The sequence below is a fragment of the Rhizobium sp. BR 317 genome (assembly GCF_047445835.1).
In the GTDB taxonomy this organism is placed as follows: Bacteria; Pseudomonadota; Alphaproteobacteria; order Rhizobiales; family Rhizobiaceae; genus Rhizobium; species Rhizobium paranaense.
In genome coordinates this window covers 1-16,266 of sequence record NZ_JARWLB010000004.1, presented here as the reverse complement: position 1 = coordinate 16,266, position 16,266 = coordinate 1, and the positions used below count along the sequence as shown (strand labels likewise).

Sequence of the window (16,266 nt, the reverse complement as noted above, 5' to 3'; positions counted from 1 at the left end):
AAACCGGGACGGAAGAATGGCAACCGAGGAAATCAGAGCGGCGAGCGATGCGGCAAGTCTGGCTGCGCTGATTTCGCGCGCGGCCGGAGATGCCGGCGGACGCAAGAAGAGCCTGCCGCCCGTCGATCGCTGGAATCCGCCATTTTGCGGCGATATCGACATGGAAATCCGTGCTGATGGCACCTGGTTTTACATGGGAACGCCGATCGGCCGTGCGCCACTGGTCCGGCTGTTTTCGACGGTGCTGCGCAGGGATGCGGATCAAAAGACCTATCTCGTTACGCCTGTGGAAAAGGTCGGTATCCGCGTCGTCGACGCGCCCTTCATCGCCGTCGAAATGAGCGTGACCGAGCGCGAAGGCAAGCGGGTACTAACGTTCCGCACCAATGTCGGCGACGTTGTCGAGGCGGGCAGGGAGCATCCGATCCGTTTCGTCATCCGCGGCGAGAACGACGAGCTGAAGCCCTATCTCCATGTTCGCGGCCGTCTGGAGGCGCTGGTGACGCGCGCGGTGATGTATGATCTTGTCGAGCTCGGCGAGACCGTTGTGATCGCGGGGCGCGAGATGTTTTGCGTGCGTTCGGGCGGCACGATCTTTCCAGTCATGCCGGTCGCCGAATTGGACGCGTTGACGCGATGAGCGAATTCCCGCTTTATTCCGCCGCCGAGTTCCGGCGCCGTGCGCTCAATCAGAGCGGCGGTCCGATCGAGCTTGCGTGGCGCGACCATGGCGACCACGCGCTCAATCGGGACACCATTTTGCAAGTCGAAGGCCTGAAGCTGCGCGATGCCGCAGTGCTGGTGCCCGTGGTGGACGATGGCGACGACGCCAATGTCATCTTCACGCTGCGCACCTCGACATTGCGCAAACATTCCGGCCAGATCGCCTTTCCCGGCGGCACCATCGACCCGGAGGATGCTTCGCCGGAAATGGCAGCGGTTCGCGAGGCGGGCGAAGAGATCGGATTGGCGGATGTTTTCATCGAGCCGGTGGCTCGGTTGCCCTATTATCTGGCTGCGACCGGCTTCCGCATCACGCCGATCCTCGCCGTGGTCAAGCCCGGCTTCGAACTGGCTCTCAATCCCACCGAAGTCGAGGATGCTTTCGAAGTGCCGCTCTCCTTCCTCATGAATCCCGGCCATCATGTGACCGACAGCATGGTCTGGCAGGGGATGGAGCGACATTTTTACCGCATGCCCTATGGCCCGCGTATGATCTGGGGCATTACCGCCGGCATTGTCCGCACGCTTTACGAAAGGCTCTATTCATGACCTCCATTGCTGGTGAGGCCTGGTTCCAGGACGGAGCGCTGCAGCGGGTGCTGGCACTGTTGAACGCCGATGGCGGCGAGGGGCGTGTCGTCGGCGGAGCTGTGCGCAACAGCCTGCTCGGGCTACCGGTAGCCGATATCGATATCGCCACGACATTGCTGCCCGAGACCGTCGTAGAAAGGGCCGTTGCCGCCGGCATCAAGGCGGTGCCGACGGGCATCGCGCATGGGACGGTGACGCTGGTCATCGACGGAAAGCCTTTCGAAATCACTACCTTGCGGCGCGATGTTGAAACGGACGGCCGGCGTGCGCGGGTGGCTTTCAGCGATGATTGGCAGGCCGATGCCGAGCGGCGCGATCTCACGATCAACGCGCTCTATGCCTCTGCCGATGGCGCAGTCGTCGATATGATCGGCGGGCTTGCCGATCTGGAACGCCGCAATATCCGTTTCATTGGCGATGCGGCGACGCGGATTGCCGAGGATCATCTGCGGATCCTGCGTTTCTTTCGCTTTTTCGCCTATTACGGCAGCGGAAGACCGGATGCGGACGGATTGCGCGCCTGCGCGGCCGCGCGCTCGAAGATCGCGGCGCTTTCGGCCGAGCGTGTCTGGTCGGAGATGAAGAAGCTGCTTGCGGCCAAAGATCCAGGCCGGGTGTTGCTCTGGATGCGGCAGGTCGGCATTTTGACCGAGGTGCTGCCGGAAACCGAGAAGTGGGGCATCGACGCCATTCCCGCGCTTATAGCGACAGAACAGGCGCTCGGCTGGGCGCCCGATCCGCTGCTGCGGCTGGCCGCCATTGTGCCGCCGGATGCCGCGAGGCTGGCAAAGCTTGGCGAACGGCTCAAGTTGTCGAAGGCCGAAGCGGGCTATTTGCAGGACTGGGCGAATGCGCCCGGCATCAAGGACGATGTGTCTGAAGCAGCCTTTAATCGTTTGCTCTACCGCCATGATGCACCCGGCATTGCCGCGCGCCTGAAACTGGCGCTTGCCGTTGCTCGGGGCAAGGCGGAAGGCGATTTCGAGGAGATGGCGCGCGCTGCACGGCTCGGTAAATTGCTGGAGCGGACGGCACGCTGGAAGAAGCCGGTCTTTCCGGTCAATGGCGCAGATGCGCTTGCCGCCGGCGTTGGCGCAGGGCCTCGTGTCGGCGATATCTTGGGTAAACTCGAGCAGCAATGGGTCGACAGCAATTTCGCTATGGACCGGGCGGCTCTTCTCGCCCGGCTCAAGGAACTGATCGAGTCCTGATGCTTATGGTCCAATGATCAGGCGGCGCTTGCTTCGTCGCGAATGCGGGCCTTGATGTTGTCGACCATGTTTTCGCGGATGATCGTCTCGCCATGGGCGTTGCGCATGTGCTCGACAGCGCGGCGAACCACTTCGGCATCATCATTGGCCCGAGTGTGCCAGTCGCAGCCGGGCACCAGAGTACCACATTCGAACAGTCGCATATCTGCCTCCTGATATTTTGACGCCATAAAAGACTTCACGCCACAAACGGCCTGAAGGTCAAAACGCAAAAGGTGGGGAAAGGTTTCGGACGTCCGGCAGGGCCTCCACCCTGCCGGACGATGTTCCGGTATATCAATCCGGCATGGCCCAGGATTTGAAGCAATCCGAAGATTGATACTTCGGAATGGGCGCTTGTCTTGCCGGGCGATCGGATACGATGCGGGCGACGTCGCTTGGCGACTTGCCTGCCAATTGCATTCTGACCTGCTCGATGAAGCAGGAGAGTGGCAGATCCGACCCGCTTCTGATCCTCATGTCTTCAGCCAGCCGCACGACGAATTCCGGCGTATCGACTGCCCGCGAAAGTTTTCGGTCATTCGCGGTTTCTGCCACTTGATTCTGTACTGCCATTACAACCTCCTCCGATTGAAACGAGCATTACCTAACCTCGGTACTCCTCCGAACTAATTCAAGGGTTTTCTTTTATTAGCATTTGCCATTCTAGGGCCAACGCACGACGGGTGGCAAGGACGATAAGATCGACTCTACGTTGCCCCCTGTCTTCAACCCAAATATTGTACCCCTATCGTAGAGTAAATTGAACTCCACATAGCGTCCGCGACGAATTAATTGTTCGTCACGATCCTCCTCGGACCATACTTCATTGAAGTTCGAGCGCACGATCCGCGGATAGACCATCGAAAAGGCACGCCCGACATCGCGCGTGAAGGCGAAATCGGCGTCCCAACCACCTGCTTCCTCCCCAGAATGCAGCCAGTCGAAGAAAATGCCGCCGATGCCGCGCGGCTCATTGCGATGCTTCAAATAAAAGTAATCGTCGCACCAGGTCTTATAGCGCTGATAATCTGCAACCGTATGACGATCGCAAACAATCTGCATCGCGCGATGGAAGAGGACGCTGTCGGCATCCTCCTGTGTGCGGCGCCGGTTGAGCACCGGCGTCAGGTCGGCGCCGCCGCCGAACCAGTGGCTGGTCGTCACCACCATCCGCGTATTCATATGCACGGTCGGGACATTCGGGTTGACGGGGTGGGCGATCAGTGACAGGCCGGAAGCCCAGAAGCGCGGATCTTCCTCGGCGCCCGGAATCTGACTGCGGAAATCGGGCGAGAATTCGCCGTAAACGGTGGACGTATGCACGCCGACCTTTTCGAAGACACGGCCTTCCATGATCGACATGCGTCCGCCGCCGCCTTCACCATTCTCCCGCAGCCAATCCTTGGCGACGAAACGCCCCGGCTCCTGAGCGGAGAGGGGGCCGGCAAGCTCGTCTTCCAACTGTTCGAACTGGGCGCAGATCGCGTCCCGCAGGCTTTCAAACCAGCCCTTTGCCGCTTCTTTCTTCTCTTCGATGTCCTCGGGTAGTCCCTTGGGAAGTTCCGGTCGTTCCATGCATGCTCTCCGGCGATGCGGGCCGCTATAGGCCCGCGATTCTCGTAAGGTCGATTCCCGGTTTGAATATCAGCATCATCGCATCGTCACCAGCGCGCTGGGCTCGCCGGAGAATCGACTCGCAAATTGCCAAATGCGGTATTATCTTCCCTCTCGAAGGCGAGGTTTCATGATGAAGATACCCGGACCGCCGCCCCTTGACGGGTTGAGACGCAGAATATCACGTTACCGGCAGGAAGCGTCCGCCGGCGGGAAAAGTGATTTTGTCCGCGAGACTTTTTGTCTCAGCCGCCCGGAAGCGCGCGCCAAGGCGCGCGAGTGGTTCGATGAATTTCCGAAAGCCGCCTATTGGACCGAAGTCGAAAGCTGGCGGCAGGTGGAAGGCGATCGCATCGAATTCACCATGCGACGCCTGCCGTCCGCCGATTGAATCGGCGGAATGTCTTCAGGCGGTCGAACGCTGGCAATTGATCATCCACGGCACGCCGAATTTGTCGACCAGCATGCCGAAACGCTCTGCCCAGAAGGTTTCATCGATCGGCATGGTCACCGTGCCGCCCTCCTGCAGCGCCGCAAACAGTTTCTCCGCTTCTTCCGCCCTGTCAATTTGAACGGAGATCGAAAAACCGTATTTCTTGCCGGTTTCACCCGGCCTGCCGTCAGAAGCCATCAAGACCGCATCGCCGACCGTCAGCCGCGCATGCATGACTTTCTCGCGCCAGTGCTCCGGCGTTTGGCTCGCCACATTCGGATGGCTGTAGTCCATGATAGTGAGTTCACCGCCAAGGCATTGGTGGTAGAACTCGAGGGCTTGCCGGCAATCGCCGTCAAAGATCAGATAGGCATCCAGACGCATGACGTTTCCTCCATCTGTCATCTGAGAATGCCCTACAACATAGGCTTCTAAAGTGGCGATAATGTAATGCCGGGGAAATCTCTGTATTGCTGAGCGAAATCAAAACACAAGGATGGGGAGGTCGAAGCGGCTATTGCGTGTTTCGCAACCGGCTCTCGATCAGCAGCCCGCTTTCATCCAGGATCGGATGCGCCACCGAGACGATGTGGGCATTGATGCGCTTCAGGTCGCGCAGCATGTCGAGGTGCAGCGAGCTGGTCTGCAGGCTGTCGACACGGCCGTCGCGCAGGCGTTCGAGGTGGCGCTCGGAGGATTGCTTCTCTAGCCGGCGAACGTCGACCTTCACCTCCATGAGTTGGCGGGCGAGGTTGAAATCGCGGGTGACGAAGATGGTCTGGGCGATGCGCAGATTATCGATCGTCAGCTTGAAAAGGCTCTGCAGCTCCTGATAGCCATCGTCGGAGAAGGTCAGACCTTTGCCGATCTTTTTCGCCACCTGTTCGGCCAGACCCTTTTCGATGATGTCGCCGATATGTTCGAGGTTGATGGCATAGTCGATGATGACGATCGAGCGGCGGCCGTTTTCGTCGTCCAATCCTTCGCGCCCGAGCTTGGAGAGATAGATCTTCACCTCCTGCTGGATCCGGTCGACGCGCTTCTCCAGAACCGCAATTTCCTTCAGAGGCGTCAGATCATTGTTGTTGAAGGCGTTTTCCGTGCGGATCAGCATGCGCTCGATGAGGTCGCCGACGCCCAGAACCTCGCGCGTCGCACTGGCAAGTGCGACGACTGGCGTGTTGAGCGCGTTATGATCGAGAAATTTCGGTCCGTCGTCGGCCTGCGGATCGTTGGCCACGAGCCGCTGCATTGTTTTCGACAGGAAGGACGAGAAGGGCCAAGCGCAGAGCGCGAGGGCGATATTGAAGAGCAGATGGACGTCGACGGGCAGCTTGGCCGGCGAAAAATGCAGGGCTTGCAGCCACGCGCCGATATAGCCCGCAAAGGGCAGAACGATGAGGCACCCGATGGTGCGCACGATCAGATTGCCGAGCGTCACCCGCCGCGCAGTGGCAGGGCCGGAGAGGGTGGCCATGACCGGCGGGATCGCGCCGCCGAGATTGGCGCCGAGCACGAGTGCGACTGTCAGGGCCGGAGAAAGGATGCCAGTCGAGGCGAGCGACAGGATCAGCACGACCATGGCAAGGCTGGACGACGAAACGAAAGCGAGCACGGCTGAAAAGATCAAAGCCACGGGCAGGGCGCCGTCGAGCAGCTCAATAAAGGCGGCAAGCGCCGGCGATTGCCGCATCGGCGCAGTGGCAAGGCTCAGCAATTGCAGCGACAGCAGCATGAGGCCAATGCCGATCAGCGCCGCACCGGCGCCTTGTTTGGCGGTGGACGAGCGGCGATAGAGCACGATGCCGACGAGAACGAGCAGCGGCGACAGCCATTCGATACCGGTCGCGACGATCCAGGCTGTCACGGCGGTACCGACATTGGCGCCGAGCAACACGATCTGCGCCATGCTCGGCAAGACAAGCTCGCGCTCCACGAACGAGGCGATCATCAGCGCCGTTGCGGTCGAGCTCTGCAGTGCCACCGTCGCCACGAAACCGGAGGTGAAGGAGCGGAGCCCGCTACGCGTGCCGCTGGCAAGACCGGTTCTGAGTTTGGCGCCGAAGGCGCGTGATACACCATCCTTTACTTGCGCGAGGCCGAACAGCAGCAAAGCAACGGCGCCGAACAAATTGATCATCACGATGGTGGATTCCATTTCGTCTTTTTATGTCTTTCTCATGCCATCGTGTTTTCAGCAATTATCGGAAATCAAGCATAAGCTTCTGAAAAGGCATGATTTTCAGTGCTTTTTCCTGTCCGATGAACGGGCGGCGATTTGATTGCCGGCTAAATATAATATGCCTCTTATGGCCCGCGCTTCAACACTGCGAGCGACATATCTGAACAATATTTGCGGAGCGCCTGATTTTAATGCGGCTTCGGCGGCTGCATTTCACCGGATCGGTCGGTTTTTCTCGGCGGGATGTCGGGCAACGTTTTTTCAGAGAAGGCTTCTTTCACCTTATCGATCGTTGCGGGCCGCCGCGTCGTGCGCTCCGAAGACCGTGGGACGGTGGTTTCGGCTTTCGACGCCTCCGGCTCGGCCACCACATGCAGGGTCGGCGCCGCTTCAGACTCCTGCGAAATCGTGGCATCGGCCAAGATCTCTTTCAGCACTCTGGTGACAGGCAGGTGGCCAGCCAAATCCGTGTTGGTGTGGTGCCAGGCATGCGGAATGTGCTGATCGGTCGAAATGAATGGTCTGGAGTTCATCTCGCCGAACCAGTCCCATTCGCCGATGATATCGACGACATCAGTAAAGATCGGTGGCATGGCGATGCGGGTGCCGATAGTGACGATCTTCAATCTCTTCGCCAACGTCTCGGCGCGGACTTGATCCTGCTTGTAGAGGTCGTGAAGGGCGGCCGAAATAACCAGATTGCCTTTCGAGTGGCCGGCCAGCAGGCGGAAGGAGAAGCGGGGGTCGGCAAGAAGCGCACGCACAGTCCTGGTATCGAGGCTGGTGCGCGAGGCCGTTTCGCCATCATTCTTGTCGGTGGCTCCGAATTTCGGCCGCCCAGCAAAATCGTCCAGCATTTCGAAGACCGGTCGTAGACCCCTCAGATGGCCGAAGAAGAAGTGGCCGCCAAAAGCCTCGGTGACGATGTCGGCCAGGCCATATCCGGAGACGACGACGGCGACCGGCGCGCCGATCGCGTCAGCGACATTGCGGGCGAAGGCGGCCGCACCAAGGGCGGAGCCACCGATGCCCGCGATGGCCAGTGCCGGGGCATTGCCGCCGCCGCGAAGCGCGAACTCCTCCAGCGTTTCGCAGAGTGTGATCGCAGCCCCGCCGCTCGGCGGCACGATCATGATCGAGCCTTCAGCCGCAAGCGAGCCGCTGAGGTAGAAGGCCTCATCCGGGGTGATGACCTTGACGTCATAAAACAGCGCGTCGAGCGCAGTGTTGCGCTGGCGAAGAGCTTCCAGGGTGAGATTGCGTAGCGGCGAGCGCTGTAGCCGCTCGGGGAGGCTGAGGGTGCGCGCGAATTGAGTGAGGGTGAGCGTGAATGCCGTCTGGAACATGGGTCACCTCGCCAAAGCTGCCGTTAGGTTAGGTAAAGCATTCCAGAAAAAGCTTCTCACACTTTACCCGACGTGCCAACGACAATTGGCCGTCGTGGCACCCAGATTTGCCGCGACATTTACGACCAGTTCGTCTGCCGCAGCGCCTCACCCGAAATCATCGCCGCGGACATGGCGACATTGATCGAGCGCTGTCCGCCAACCATCGGGATCAGGATGCGGCCATCGGCCTTTTCATGCACATGATCGGGCACGCCGGCGCTCTCTCGGCCGAAGAGCAGGATGTCGTCTTTGCGAAAGGCGAAATCCGTATAGCGTTCGGCTGCTTTGGTGGAGGCGAGCACCAAACGCCGCCCGCTTTCCGCCCACCAGGCTTCGAAACGCTCCCAATTGACATGCCGCGTCAGCGCGACGGCGGCGAGGTAATCCATGCCGGCGCGCTTGAGATTGCGATCCGATATGTCGAAACCTGCCGGCTCGATGATGTCGACGCCAAGGCCGAGGCAAGCGGCGAGTCGGAGGATCGTGCCGGTGTTGCCGGGAATGTCGGGCTGATAGAGGGCAATGCGCAGCGAAGTCATATTCTGCAACTAACGAAATTGCCGAGAGTTGTCTTCGCTTTTTGTCGAATCCCCCTGGTTTCCGTGATGTCCTCATCAGGAGAATTGAAGATTCCGGCGTGTTTTTAGGCACATTTCGCTTTTCAACGCGATCAATGCACGGTAAAACACAACCGCTCTACAACTTGCGACAGAGGAGGCTCAGATGAATAATTTGTTTGTGATGATGCGCCTCCCGGCCGTGATCCCATGGCGATGATACAGGCGCTTTAAGGCGCGTTTTGCAAGTTTCCCCCTTTTGATTCATTGCGCGGCCGATAGGGCCTCGTTCTTTCATCACCCGGCCACCATATCAGCCTGCGGTCCCTTTAGACGCGGAAGTGGTAGCCGAAGGGTCGAGTCTTTGGAGCATTTCATGTTTGGCTGGTTCGAACAGCGACTAAACCCTTTTCCGAGCGAAGTGCCGGACGTCCCGCCGCGGGGTCTCTTTGCCTTCTGCTGGCATTATACCAAGCCGGCCGCGCCCTGGCTGATCGCTATGGCCGTTCTCACTATGCTGATCGCCATCGGCGAAGTGGCTTTGTTCCAGTTCCTGGGCGCTATCGTCGATTGGCTGTCGCATGCGGACAAGGCGACATTCCTGCAAACGGAGTGGCATAAGCTCTTCTGGATGGGCGCGATGGTGCTGGTCGGCCTGCCGCTGGCGGCCGTGCTCGATTCCATTATCATGCACCAGGTGCTGCTCGGCAATTATCCGATGATTGCCCGCTGGCAGATGCATCGCTTCCTGCTGCGCCACAGCATGACCTTCTTTGCTAACGAGTTCGCTGGCCGCGTCGCCACCAAGGTGATGCAGACATCGCTTGCCGTGCGCGAAGCGGTGATGAAGATCCTCGATGTCTTCGTCTATGTCGTCACCTATTTCCTGTCGATGATCCTGGTCATCGCTGCAGCGGACTGGCGGCTGATGCTGCCGATCCTGGCGTGGCTCATAATCTATGTCGGCATCGTCAGCTATTTCGTGCCGCGACTGCGCAAGATCGCAGCCGCTCAGGCCGATGCACGCTCTACGATGACGGGGCGGGTGGTCGACAGCTATACGAACATCGCGACGGTGAAGCTGTTTTCGCATGCGGGCCGTGAAGAGGGCTATGCCAAGGCCGGCATGAGCGAATTCCTGCAGACCGTCTACGGGCAGATGCGCAAGGTGACGCTGTTCTACATCGCGGTTTACGTCAACAACTGCGTGGCTTTGTTCGTCATCTCGGCACTGTCGATCTGGTTCTGGCTGAGCGGTTCAATCTCGATCGGCGCCATTGCCATCGCCATCGGGCTTGCCATGCGCGTCAACGGCATGTCGCAATGGATCATGTGGGAAGTCTCGGCGCTGTTCGAGAACATCGGCACGATCTATGACGGTATCGAGATGCTGACGAAGCCGCATGACATCGTCGACGTGCCGGCAGCTCCCGCGATCACGGCCAAGCAGGGGGCGATCCACTTCGATCATGTCCGCTTCCATTACGGCAAGGCCAAAGGTGTCATCGACAATCTGACTTTCGATATCCAGGCGGGTGAGAAGGTTGGTCTCGTCGGCCGCTCCGGCGCTGGCAAGACGACACTGATGAACCTGCTGCTGCGTTTCTACGATCTCGAAAACGGGCGCATCACCATCGATGGCCAGGATATCGCCAAGGTGACACAGGATAGCCTGCGCTCGCTGATCGGTGTGGTGACGCAGGACACATCGCTGCTGCATCGCTCGATCCGCGACAACATCGCCTACGGTCATCCGGAGGCGACCGATGCGGAGGTGATCCAGGCGGCCAAGCGCGCCAATGCCTGGGAGTTCATCGAAGGGCTGTCGGATATGCAGGGCCGCACGGGGCTCGACGCCCAGGTCGGTGAGCGCGGCGTCAAGCTTTCCGGCGGCCAGCGGCAGCGTATCGCGATTGCCCGCGTCTTCCTGAAGGACGCGCCGATCCTGGTGCTGGACGAGGCGACCTCGGCGCTCGATTCCGAAGTGGAAGCGGCGATCCAGGAAAACCTCTTCGCGCTGATGCAGGGCAAGACGGTAATCGCCATCGCCCACCGGCTGTCGACGCTGACCGAGATGGACCGCCTCATCGTGCTGGACAAGGGCCGCATCATCGAGACGGGCACCCATCACGATCTGGTCCAACACGGCGGCATCTATGCCGACCTTTGGAACCGGCAGTCCGGCGGGTTCCTGGCGGATCACGAAGAGGCCGAGGCGGCCGCGGAATGAGAAGAGGGGCGGGCTTCGGGCTCGCCCTTTTTTGTTGAGGCTATTTATTGCTGAGATCTGGCTGAAAGAGGTTACGGGCCATCCCTGCGGCGGTTCCCACTATGTCAAATGTTGTGTCGTTTGACCGTTAGTTCAAATCCAAGCGATTGCATTACTGCAAGGACGGACTTCAGCGTCGGGTTGCCATCCGATGCGAAGGAGCGGTAGAGCGCTTCCCGCGCCTTACCAGTCTCTTTCGCTATTCCAGTCATGCCTTTTGTGCGGGCGACGACGCCGAGCGCATGGGCGATATATCCTGCGTCACCGCTTTCAAAGGCGTCCCTCATGAATTCATCGACGGCGTCGTTGGAAGTCAGCGCCTCTGCGGGATCGTACGGGATTAATTTCTCAGGCATCAAATTCGTCCGCATTTTTGGCGAGCATTTTCGCTTGTTCGATATCCCTGGCTTGGCTGCTCTTATCGCCGCCACACAGGAGGATAATGATCTCTCCGCCGCGTTGAACAAAATAGACTCGGTAGCCCGGTCCGTAATGGATACGCATTTCATTCACGCCGTCGCCGACCGGTTTGATGTCTCCCATAAGACCAAATGCTAAGCGGGAAAGTCGTGCAGCAATCGCCGCTCGAGCGCGCTCATCCCGAAGCCGGCGTTCCCAGCGTTGATAAGTAACTGTCTGGAGTATGCGAAGCATGGAGCGTCCGTAATATATAAATCACAATAGTATGAGTATCAAGCTGAAATAGACATGGTTCTGAATTCCGACTCATTGGTGACTTTGTACTGCAGCCTCCAATTGTGGAACATGACAAAAATATAAGATTCCATAACCACTCACTTTCCTTTGCTCCCCCGGTGAAACCTCCTATATCGCTGGGATGCTGATCCGTTCCGTCTATCGCCTGTTCGAAACCTGGATTGATCCCTACTACCGCACTGGCGATCTGCGTCCGCCGCGGTCGCTTTGGGCTTTCATCTGGTATTATGTCGGCCAGGCGAAGGGGCCGTTTTTGGCGATGGCGGCGCTCGGCGGCGCGGTGGCGGTGCTGGAGGCGGCGCTGTTCTGGTTTGTCGGGCATCTCGTCGACATCCTGGACAAGGTGCAGCCGGGCGCGGGCTGGGCAGGGTTGCTGTCAGGCCACGGTGGCGCGCTGCTCGGCATGGTTTTCGTCGTGCTGGTCGTCCGTTTCGTTGTGGTCAGTCTCGGGGCGCTGGTCGAGGAGCAGGTGGTTGTGCCCGGCTTTCTCAATCTCGTGCGCTGGCAGGCCTATGTACATGTCGCGCGCCAGTCGGTGAGCTTCTTCCAGAACGATTTCTCCGGCCGCATCGTCACCAAGGTCTGGTCGGCGGGGCAGTCGACGGGCGATCTCGTCGTGTCGCTGCTGCAGGTGGTCTGGTTCATCATCATCTATGCTGCCTCGACCATAGCGCTGGTCGGCGGGCTCGATTGGCGCCTTGCGCTGGTGATCGCGGTCTGGATCGGTATCTTTTCACTGCTCGCCCGCTATTTCGTGCCGCGCATCCGGCGCCATGCGCGCAACGCCGCCGAGGCGTCGTCGATGTTGAACGGCCGCATGGTCGACACCTATGCCAATATCCAGACGCTGAAACTTTTCGGCCGCGAGGAGCAGAACGACGATTATATCCGCAACGGCTTCGATCACTTCCAAGGCGCCGTCATGCCGTTCACGCGGCTTCTGACCGGCGTGCGCTCGTCGCTGGCGCTCCTGTCCGGGGTGATGATCACGACGATTGCGGCGCTCGCCATCCACCTCTGGCTCGCCGGCGAGATTTCCACCGGCGGCGTCGCCTTCACGCTCAGCATGGTACTGCGGCTCAATATGCTCTTCGGCCGCATGATGGCGCAGTTCAATGCGATCATGCGCAATCTCGGCACGATCCAGAATTCTGCTGAGATGATCTCCGAGCCGATCGGCCTGGTCGATCGTCCGGGCGCCAGAGACCTGCAGATTGTCCGTCCGGAAATCCGCTTCGAGCGCGTGAGCTTCCACTATGGTCGCGGCAGCGGCGTCATCGACGATTTTTCGTTGACGGTCCGTGCCGGCGAGAAGGTCGGCATTGTCGGTCGCTCCGGTGCCGGCAAGACGACGCTCGTCAATCTGCTGCTGCGTTTCTATGATCTCGAAGGCGGGCGCATCCTGATCGATGGCCAGGATATCGCCACGGTGCGGCAGGAGTCGCTGCGTGGAGAGGTTGGCATGGTGACGCAGGACACTGCGCTGCTCAATCGTTCCATTCGCGACAATATCCTCTTTGGCCGTCCGGAGGCGAGCGAGGAGCAGATGGCACAGGCGACCCGGCGGGCGGAGGCGGACCAGTTTATTGTGACGCTGGAGGATCAGAAGGGCCGCAAGGGCTATGCCGCCCATGTTGGCGAACGGGGGGTCAAATTATCCGGTGGCCAACGCCAGCGCATCGCGATTGCCCGCGTCATGTTGAAGGACGCGCCGATCCTGGTGCTGGATGAGGCGACGTCGGCGTTGGATTCCGAGGTCGAGGCGGCGCTACAGTCCAATCTGGAAGCATTGATGGAGGGCAAGACGGTGCTCGCGATCGCACATCGCCTATCGACCATCGCCAAGCTCGACCGGCTGATCGTCATCGACAAGGGCAGGATCATTGAAGAGGGCGCCCACGACGAACTGATTGCCCGGGGCGGTCTCTATTCAGAACTATGGGCGCGTCAGTCCGGCGGCTTCATAGCAGCCGAAGCCGAGTAGTTCCCGCACAAGCTTGCGCAAAATCAAAGCGTTATTTCGAAACGCTGAATTCCGTCATCAGCCCGAAATGGTTCGATCCCATGGCATCGGGTATCTGCTGTACGGATTTCAGCCGCAGCGGGGCGCGCGCGAAAACATGATCGATGGAGATGCCATAGCCGCCGGCTATGATCGGCCAGGTGGCGGGTTCAGGGAAGGCGTGGCGTAGACTGGTGTCATTGAGGAAGGCCCGCATATCGGGTGCAATGACCGAGGCGTTGAAATCGCCGGCAAGGATCAGCGGCCCCTGAACATCCTTTAGGATCGGACCGAGGATATCCAACTCTATTTCATGAAACTCGTCGAAATAGGGTTTACTGAGATGAGCGGAGGCAAAGTTGACCGGCTGACCGTCCATATCGATGGTCGCCAGCACAAAACGATTGTCCCAGAGGCTGCCGAGACTGCGCATTACCTGCGTCTGGAACGGCCGTTTCGACAGCAGTAGGGAATCGCAATCGGTGGTCATGATGCCGCAGCCGATATAGTTGGGATAGACTTTGGTTATCCGCTTCAGTTCCGATTGGATCGGGCCGGCCTCGAAGATTTCCACGACATCGGCTTTCGAGTTGACGATGAGATCAGCGATCCGTGCGCCGTTTTCGAAGTTACTGTCTTCAATATTGAAAGAGAGTAGGGTGAAGCTCTTGCTCTCATCGGCGACTGCCGGCGGGTTCATCGGAGGCGAGGCGGCGTATTCGCGCAGCATCACGACGGAATGGACGGTAAGCCCGGCACCGACAGCCAGCAGGAAAACCGCATACCAATGCCGCTTGAAGAGAAGGGCGAGCAGGGCAAGCGCGATGCCGAAAAGGCTGATGTGGGTCTGCAGGCTTTCAAAGAAGGCGAGCAGCCAGAGATCGGTTACATAACGCGCCGCAAGGATGGCCAGCGCCAATGTGGCAAGGACGCATAGAACGCAGTAGATCGTGTGTCTCATAGTCATGTCCTCAGCCGTATTCGTCGGTGGCTTTGAGAGCGGCGGCGGCATCATAAAGGCACACAAGTCACTGCTTAAATCCACTCGGATTTAAGGAGTAGGAAGTAAGACTTAGCATCAATCAATCGTCAGGATGCGGTCGACTATGTTGCAATGCAGCATTGAAATCGCCGTTTCTTTCGCGGTGCATTGCGAAAAACTATTATGCATATCTGATGATATTTCATGTGCTTACGCCTGCTTAAGCGATGGCGTGGATTCTAAGTCCGGCGCTTGCGGCTAAATAGTGCAGTTTTCCCGCGACATTGTGCCCCCACCCCTTGCCAAGACTGGACATAATTTGCGATCAAGCTTAGAACGCGGCGGGTTACGGAGGAATCTATGGCGGAATTATGGTCGCGTTGATTCGTCGTTAGTGAGGGGGTACCGCAGCGCCTAGCTGCGGGTTTTGCGGAAGAGGATGGTCCGGCATTGAGCGAGCATACTACGACAGGTGAAACCACGGGCGAGCCGACTCGCCGAGATTTCCTTTATCTGACGACGGGCATGGCTGGCGCAGTAGGCGCCGTCGCGGTCGCCTGGCCGTTTATCGACCAGATGCGGCCGGATGCCTCGGCGCTCGCTCTTGCTTCCATCGAAGTCGACGTCTCGAGCCTGGAACCCGGCATGTCGATGACGGTGAAATGGCGCGGCAAGCCGGTCTTCATCCGCAATCGCACGCAGAAGGAAATCGACGATGCGAAGGGTGCGCAGATCTCTGATCTGAAGGACCCGGTTGCCCGCAATGCCAATCTCCCGGCCGATGCGCAAGCCACCGATGTGGCCCGTTCGGCCGGTGATGGGAAGGAGAACTGGCTTGTCATGGTCGGCGTCTGCACGCATCTCGGCTGTATACCGCTCGGTCAGGCGGGAGAATATGGTGGCTGGTTCTGTCCCTGCCACGGTTCGGTCTATGATACCGCCGGTCGCATCCGCCATGGGCCTGCGCCCCAGAACCTCGCCATTCCAGTATATGCGTTCACCGCAGAAAAAAAGATCAAGGTCGGTTGAGGGGGAACTGAATCATGAGTGGTCATTCGTCTTACGAGCCATCTACGGGGCTCGAAAAATGGGTCGACGCGCGGCTGCCGCTGCCGCGTATGGTCTATGACAGTTTCATCGCCTATCCGGTCCCGCGCAATCTGAACTATGCCTATACGTTCGGCGCCATGCTGGCCGTGATGCTGGTCCTGCAGATCCTGACCGGCGTCGTTCTCGCCATGCATTATGCGGCCGATACGACGATCGCCTTCAACTCGGTCGAAAAGATCGTCCGCGACGTCAATCATGGTTGGCTGCTGCGCTACATGCACGCCAACGGCGCTTCGTTCTTCTTCGTGGCGGTCTATCTGCACATCGCCCGCGGTCTTTATTACGGCTCCTACAAGGCGCCGCGCGAAATCCTCTGGATCCTCGGCGTGATCATCTATCTCCTGATGATGGCGACGGCCTTCATGGGCTATGTTCTGCCCTGGGGTCAGATGTCGTTTTGGGGGGCGACCGTCATCACCGGCTTCTTCTCGGCCTTCCCCTGGGT

18 protein-coding genes are annotated in these 16,266 nt (G+C 59.2%); 8 read left to right on the top strand and 10 right to left on the bottom strand.

Annotated features, from left to right (window positions below):
* Positions 1 to 16 precede the first annotated feature (16 nt).
* From QD357_RS07495 to QD357_RS07485, 3 genes are read left to right on the top strand one after another with little or no spacing between them, the layout of a single operon-like run.
* A complete protein-coding gene (locus QD357_RS07495) occupies positions 17 to 640 on the top strand; it encodes a DUF1285 domain-containing protein (protein ID WP_107108680.1) in 624 nt (207 codons plus the stop codon).
* Complete coding sequence (locus QD357_RS07490) at positions 637 to 1,272, top strand: NUDIX hydrolase (RefSeq protein ID WP_107108679.1); 636 nt, start codon at positions 637 to 639, stop codon at positions 1,270 to 1,272. The genes QD357_RS07495 and QD357_RS07490 overlap by 4 nt, the downstream gene beginning before the upstream one ends.
* Positions 1,269 to 2,525, top strand: a complete 1,257-nt coding sequence (locus QD357_RS07485) for a CCA tRNA nucleotidyltransferase (RefSeq protein WP_107108678.1) — start codon at positions 1,269 to 1,271, stop codon at positions 2,523 to 2,525. The genes QD357_RS07490 and QD357_RS07485 overlap by 4 nt, the downstream gene beginning before the upstream one ends.
* A 17-nt stretch (positions 2,526 to 2,542) precedes the next feature.
* Here QD357_RS07485 and QD357_RS07480 read toward each other — a convergent pair whose 3' ends face one another.
* The 3 genes from QD357_RS07480 to hemF form a co-directional block, all read right to left on the bottom strand.
* On the bottom strand, positions 2,543 to 2,728 hold the full coding sequence (locus QD357_RS07480; protein WP_104825157.1) for a DUF1059 domain-containing protein: 186 nt from the start codon (positions 2,726 to 2,728) through the stop codon (positions 2,543 to 2,545).
* 133 nt (positions 2,729 to 2,861) lie between these two features.
* A complete protein-coding gene (locus QD357_RS07475) occupies positions 2,862 to 3,140 on the bottom strand; it encodes a hypothetical protein (protein WP_107108677.1) in 279 nt (92 codons plus the stop codon).
* 90 nt (positions 3,141 to 3,230) lie between these two features.
* Positions 3,231 to 4,142, bottom strand: a complete 912-nt coding sequence (gene hemF / locus QD357_RS07470; protein ID WP_107108676.1) for an oxygen-dependent coproporphyrinogen oxidase — start codon at positions 4,140 to 4,142, stop codon at positions 3,231 to 3,233.
* 169 nt (positions 4,143 to 4,311) lie between these two features.
* Here hemF and QD357_RS07465 point away from each other — a divergent pair, with 169 nt between their 5' ends.
* Positions 4,312 to 4,572: a hypothetical protein gene (locus QD357_RS07465; protein WP_107108675.1), complete on the top strand. Its 261-nt coding sequence runs from the start codon at positions 4,312 to 4,314 to the stop codon at positions 4,570 to 4,572.
* A gap of 15 nt (positions 4,573 to 4,587) precedes the next feature.
* On the opposite strand, the gene QD357_RS07460 is transcribed toward QD357_RS07465, so the two are convergent.
* The 4 genes from QD357_RS07460 to QD357_RS07445 form a co-directional block, all read right to left on the bottom strand.
* A complete protein-coding gene (locus QD357_RS07460) occupies positions 4,588 to 4,998 on the bottom strand; it encodes a VOC family protein (RefSeq protein WP_107108674.1) in 411 nt (136 codons plus the stop codon).
* Positions 4,999 to 5,128: 130 nt separating this feature from the next.
* Positions 5,129 to 6,772 carry a Na/Pi cotransporter family protein gene (locus QD357_RS07455; RefSeq protein WP_107108673.1) on the bottom strand — a complete coding sequence of 548 codons (1,644 nt, stop codon included), beginning with the start codon at positions 6,770 to 6,772 and terminating at the stop codon, positions 5,129 to 5,131.
* 212 nt (positions 6,773 to 6,984) lie between these two features.
* Positions 6,985 to 8,142, bottom strand: a complete 1,158-nt coding sequence (locus QD357_RS07450) for a hypothetical protein (protein ID WP_107108672.1) — start codon at positions 8,140 to 8,142, stop codon at positions 6,985 to 6,987.
* Between the two features lie 119 nt (positions 8,143 to 8,261).
* Entirely contained in the window at positions 8,262 to 8,723 is a 462-nt protein-coding gene (locus tag QD357_RS07445) for a tRNA (cytidine(34)-2'-O)-methyltransferase (protein ID WP_107108671.1), read from the bottom strand.
* 394 nt (positions 8,724 to 9,117) lie between these two features.
* On the opposite strand from QD357_RS07445, the gene QD357_RS07440 reads away from it, so the two are divergent.
* Entirely contained in the window at positions 9,118 to 10,971 is a 1,854-nt protein-coding gene (locus tag QD357_RS07440; RefSeq protein WP_107108670.1) for an ABC transporter ATP-binding protein, read from the top strand.
* A 104-nt stretch (positions 10,972 to 11,075) separates the two neighbouring features.
* Here QD357_RS07440 and QD357_RS07435 read toward each other — a convergent pair whose 3' ends face one another.
* Together QD357_RS07435 and QD357_RS07430 are read right to left on the bottom strand one after the other, a co-directional pair.
* Positions 11,076 to 11,366: an addiction module antidote protein gene (locus QD357_RS07435; protein ID WP_107108669.1), complete on the bottom strand. Its 291-nt coding sequence runs from the start codon at positions 11,364 to 11,366 to the stop codon at positions 11,076 to 11,078.
* The gene (locus tag QD357_RS07430) at positions 11,359 to 11,664 is read right to left on the bottom strand and encodes a type II toxin-antitoxin system RelE/ParE family toxin (RefSeq protein WP_107108668.1); all 306 of its coding nucleotides are present in this window, start codon (positions 11,662 to 11,664) and stop codon (positions 11,359 to 11,361) included. Before QD357_RS07430 ends, QD357_RS07435 begins: the two co-directional genes overlap by 8 nt.
* Positions 11,665 to 11,848: 184 nt before the next feature.
* Here QD357_RS07430 and QD357_RS07425 point away from each other — a divergent pair, with 184 nt between their 5' ends.
* Positions 11,849 to 13,711 (top strand): ABC transporter ATP-binding protein, encoded by a 1,863-nt coding sequence (locus tag QD357_RS07425; protein ID WP_107108667.1) that lies wholly within the window; start codon positions 11,849 to 11,851, stop codon positions 13,709 to 13,711.
* A gap of 31 nt (positions 13,712 to 13,742) precedes the next feature.
* On the opposite strand, the gene QD357_RS07420 is transcribed toward QD357_RS07425, so the two are convergent.
* On the bottom strand, positions 13,743 to 14,690 hold the full coding sequence (locus tag QD357_RS07420) for an endonuclease/exonuclease/phosphatase family protein (RefSeq protein WP_107108848.1): 948 nt from the start codon (positions 14,688 to 14,690) through the stop codon (positions 13,743 to 13,745).
* Between the two features lie 471 nt (positions 14,691 to 15,161).
* Here QD357_RS07420 and petA point away from each other — a divergent pair, with 471 nt between their 5' ends.
* Both petA and QD357_RS07410 read left to right on the top strand, forming a co-directional pair.
* The gene (petA, locus tag QD357_RS07415; RefSeq protein ID WP_107108666.1) at positions 15,162 to 15,740 is read left to right on the top strand and encodes a ubiquinol-cytochrome c reductase iron-sulfur subunit; all 579 of its coding nucleotides are present in this window, start codon (positions 15,162 to 15,164) and stop codon (positions 15,738 to 15,740) included.
* A 14-nt stretch (positions 15,741 to 15,754) separates the two neighbouring features.
* A partial coding sequence (locus QD357_RS07410; RefSeq protein WP_414124127.1) for a cytochrome b occupies positions 15,755 to 16,266 on the top strand: 512 nt, incomplete at its 3' end.

Bases quoted from the DNA above. Each gene is read 5' to 3' on its own strand.
- QD357_RS07495 (WP_107108680.1), top strand. From the start codon at position 17: ATGGCAACCGAGGAAATCAGAGCGGCGAGCGATGCGGCAAGTCTGGCT.
- QD357_RS07490 (WP_107108679.1), top strand. From the start codon at position 637: ATGAGCGAATTCCCGCTTTATTCCGCCGCCGAGTTCCGGCGCCGTGCG.
- QD357_RS07485 (WP_107108678.1), top strand. From the start codon at position 1,269: ATGACCTCCATTGCTGGTGAGGCCTGGTTCCAGGACGGAGCGCTGCAG.
- QD357_RS07480 (WP_104825157.1), bottom strand. From the start codon at position 2,728: ATGCGACTGTTCGAATGTGGTACTCTGGTGCCCGGCTGCGACTGGCAC.
- QD357_RS07475 (WP_107108677.1), bottom strand. From the start codon at position 3,140: ATGGCAGTACAGAATCAAGTGGCAGAAACCGCGAATGACCGAAAACTT.
- hemF (WP_107108676.1), bottom strand. From the start codon at position 4,142: ATGGAACGACCGGAACTTCCCAAGGGACTACCCGAGGACATCGAAGAG.
- QD357_RS07465 (WP_107108675.1), top strand. From the start codon at position 4,312: ATGATGAAGATACCCGGACCGCCGCCCCTTGACGGGTTGAGACGCAGA.
- QD357_RS07460 (WP_107108674.1), bottom strand. From the start codon at position 4,998: ATGCGTCTGGATGCCTATCTGATCTTTGACGGCGATTGCCGGCAAGCC.
- QD357_RS07455 (WP_107108673.1), bottom strand. From the start codon at position 6,772: ATGGAATCCACCATCGTGATGATCAATTTGTTCGGCGCCGTTGCTTTG.
- QD357_RS07450 (WP_107108672.1), bottom strand. From the start codon at position 8,142: ATGTTCCAGACGGCATTCACGCTCACCCTCACTCAATTCGCGCGCACC.
- QD357_RS07445 (WP_107108671.1), bottom strand. From the start codon at position 8,723: ATGACTTCGCTGCGCATTGCCCTCTATCAGCCCGACATTCCCGGCAAC.
- QD357_RS07440 (WP_107108670.1), top strand. From the start codon at position 9,118: ATGTTTGGCTGGTTCGAACAGCGACTAAACCCTTTTCCGAGCGAAGTG.
- QD357_RS07435 (WP_107108669.1), bottom strand. From the start codon at position 11,366: ATGCCTGAGAAATTAATCCCGTACGATCCCGCAGAGGCGCTGACTTCC.
- QD357_RS07430 (WP_107108668.1), bottom strand. From the start codon at position 11,664: ATGCTTCGCATACTCCAGACAGTTACTTATCAACGCTGGGAACGCCGG.
- QD357_RS07425 (WP_107108667.1), top strand. From the start codon at position 11,849: ATGCTGATCCGTTCCGTCTATCGCCTGTTCGAAACCTGGATTGATCCC.
- QD357_RS07420 (WP_107108848.1), bottom strand. From the start codon at position 14,690: ATGAGACACACGATCTACTGCGTTCTATGCGTCCTTGCCACATTGGCG.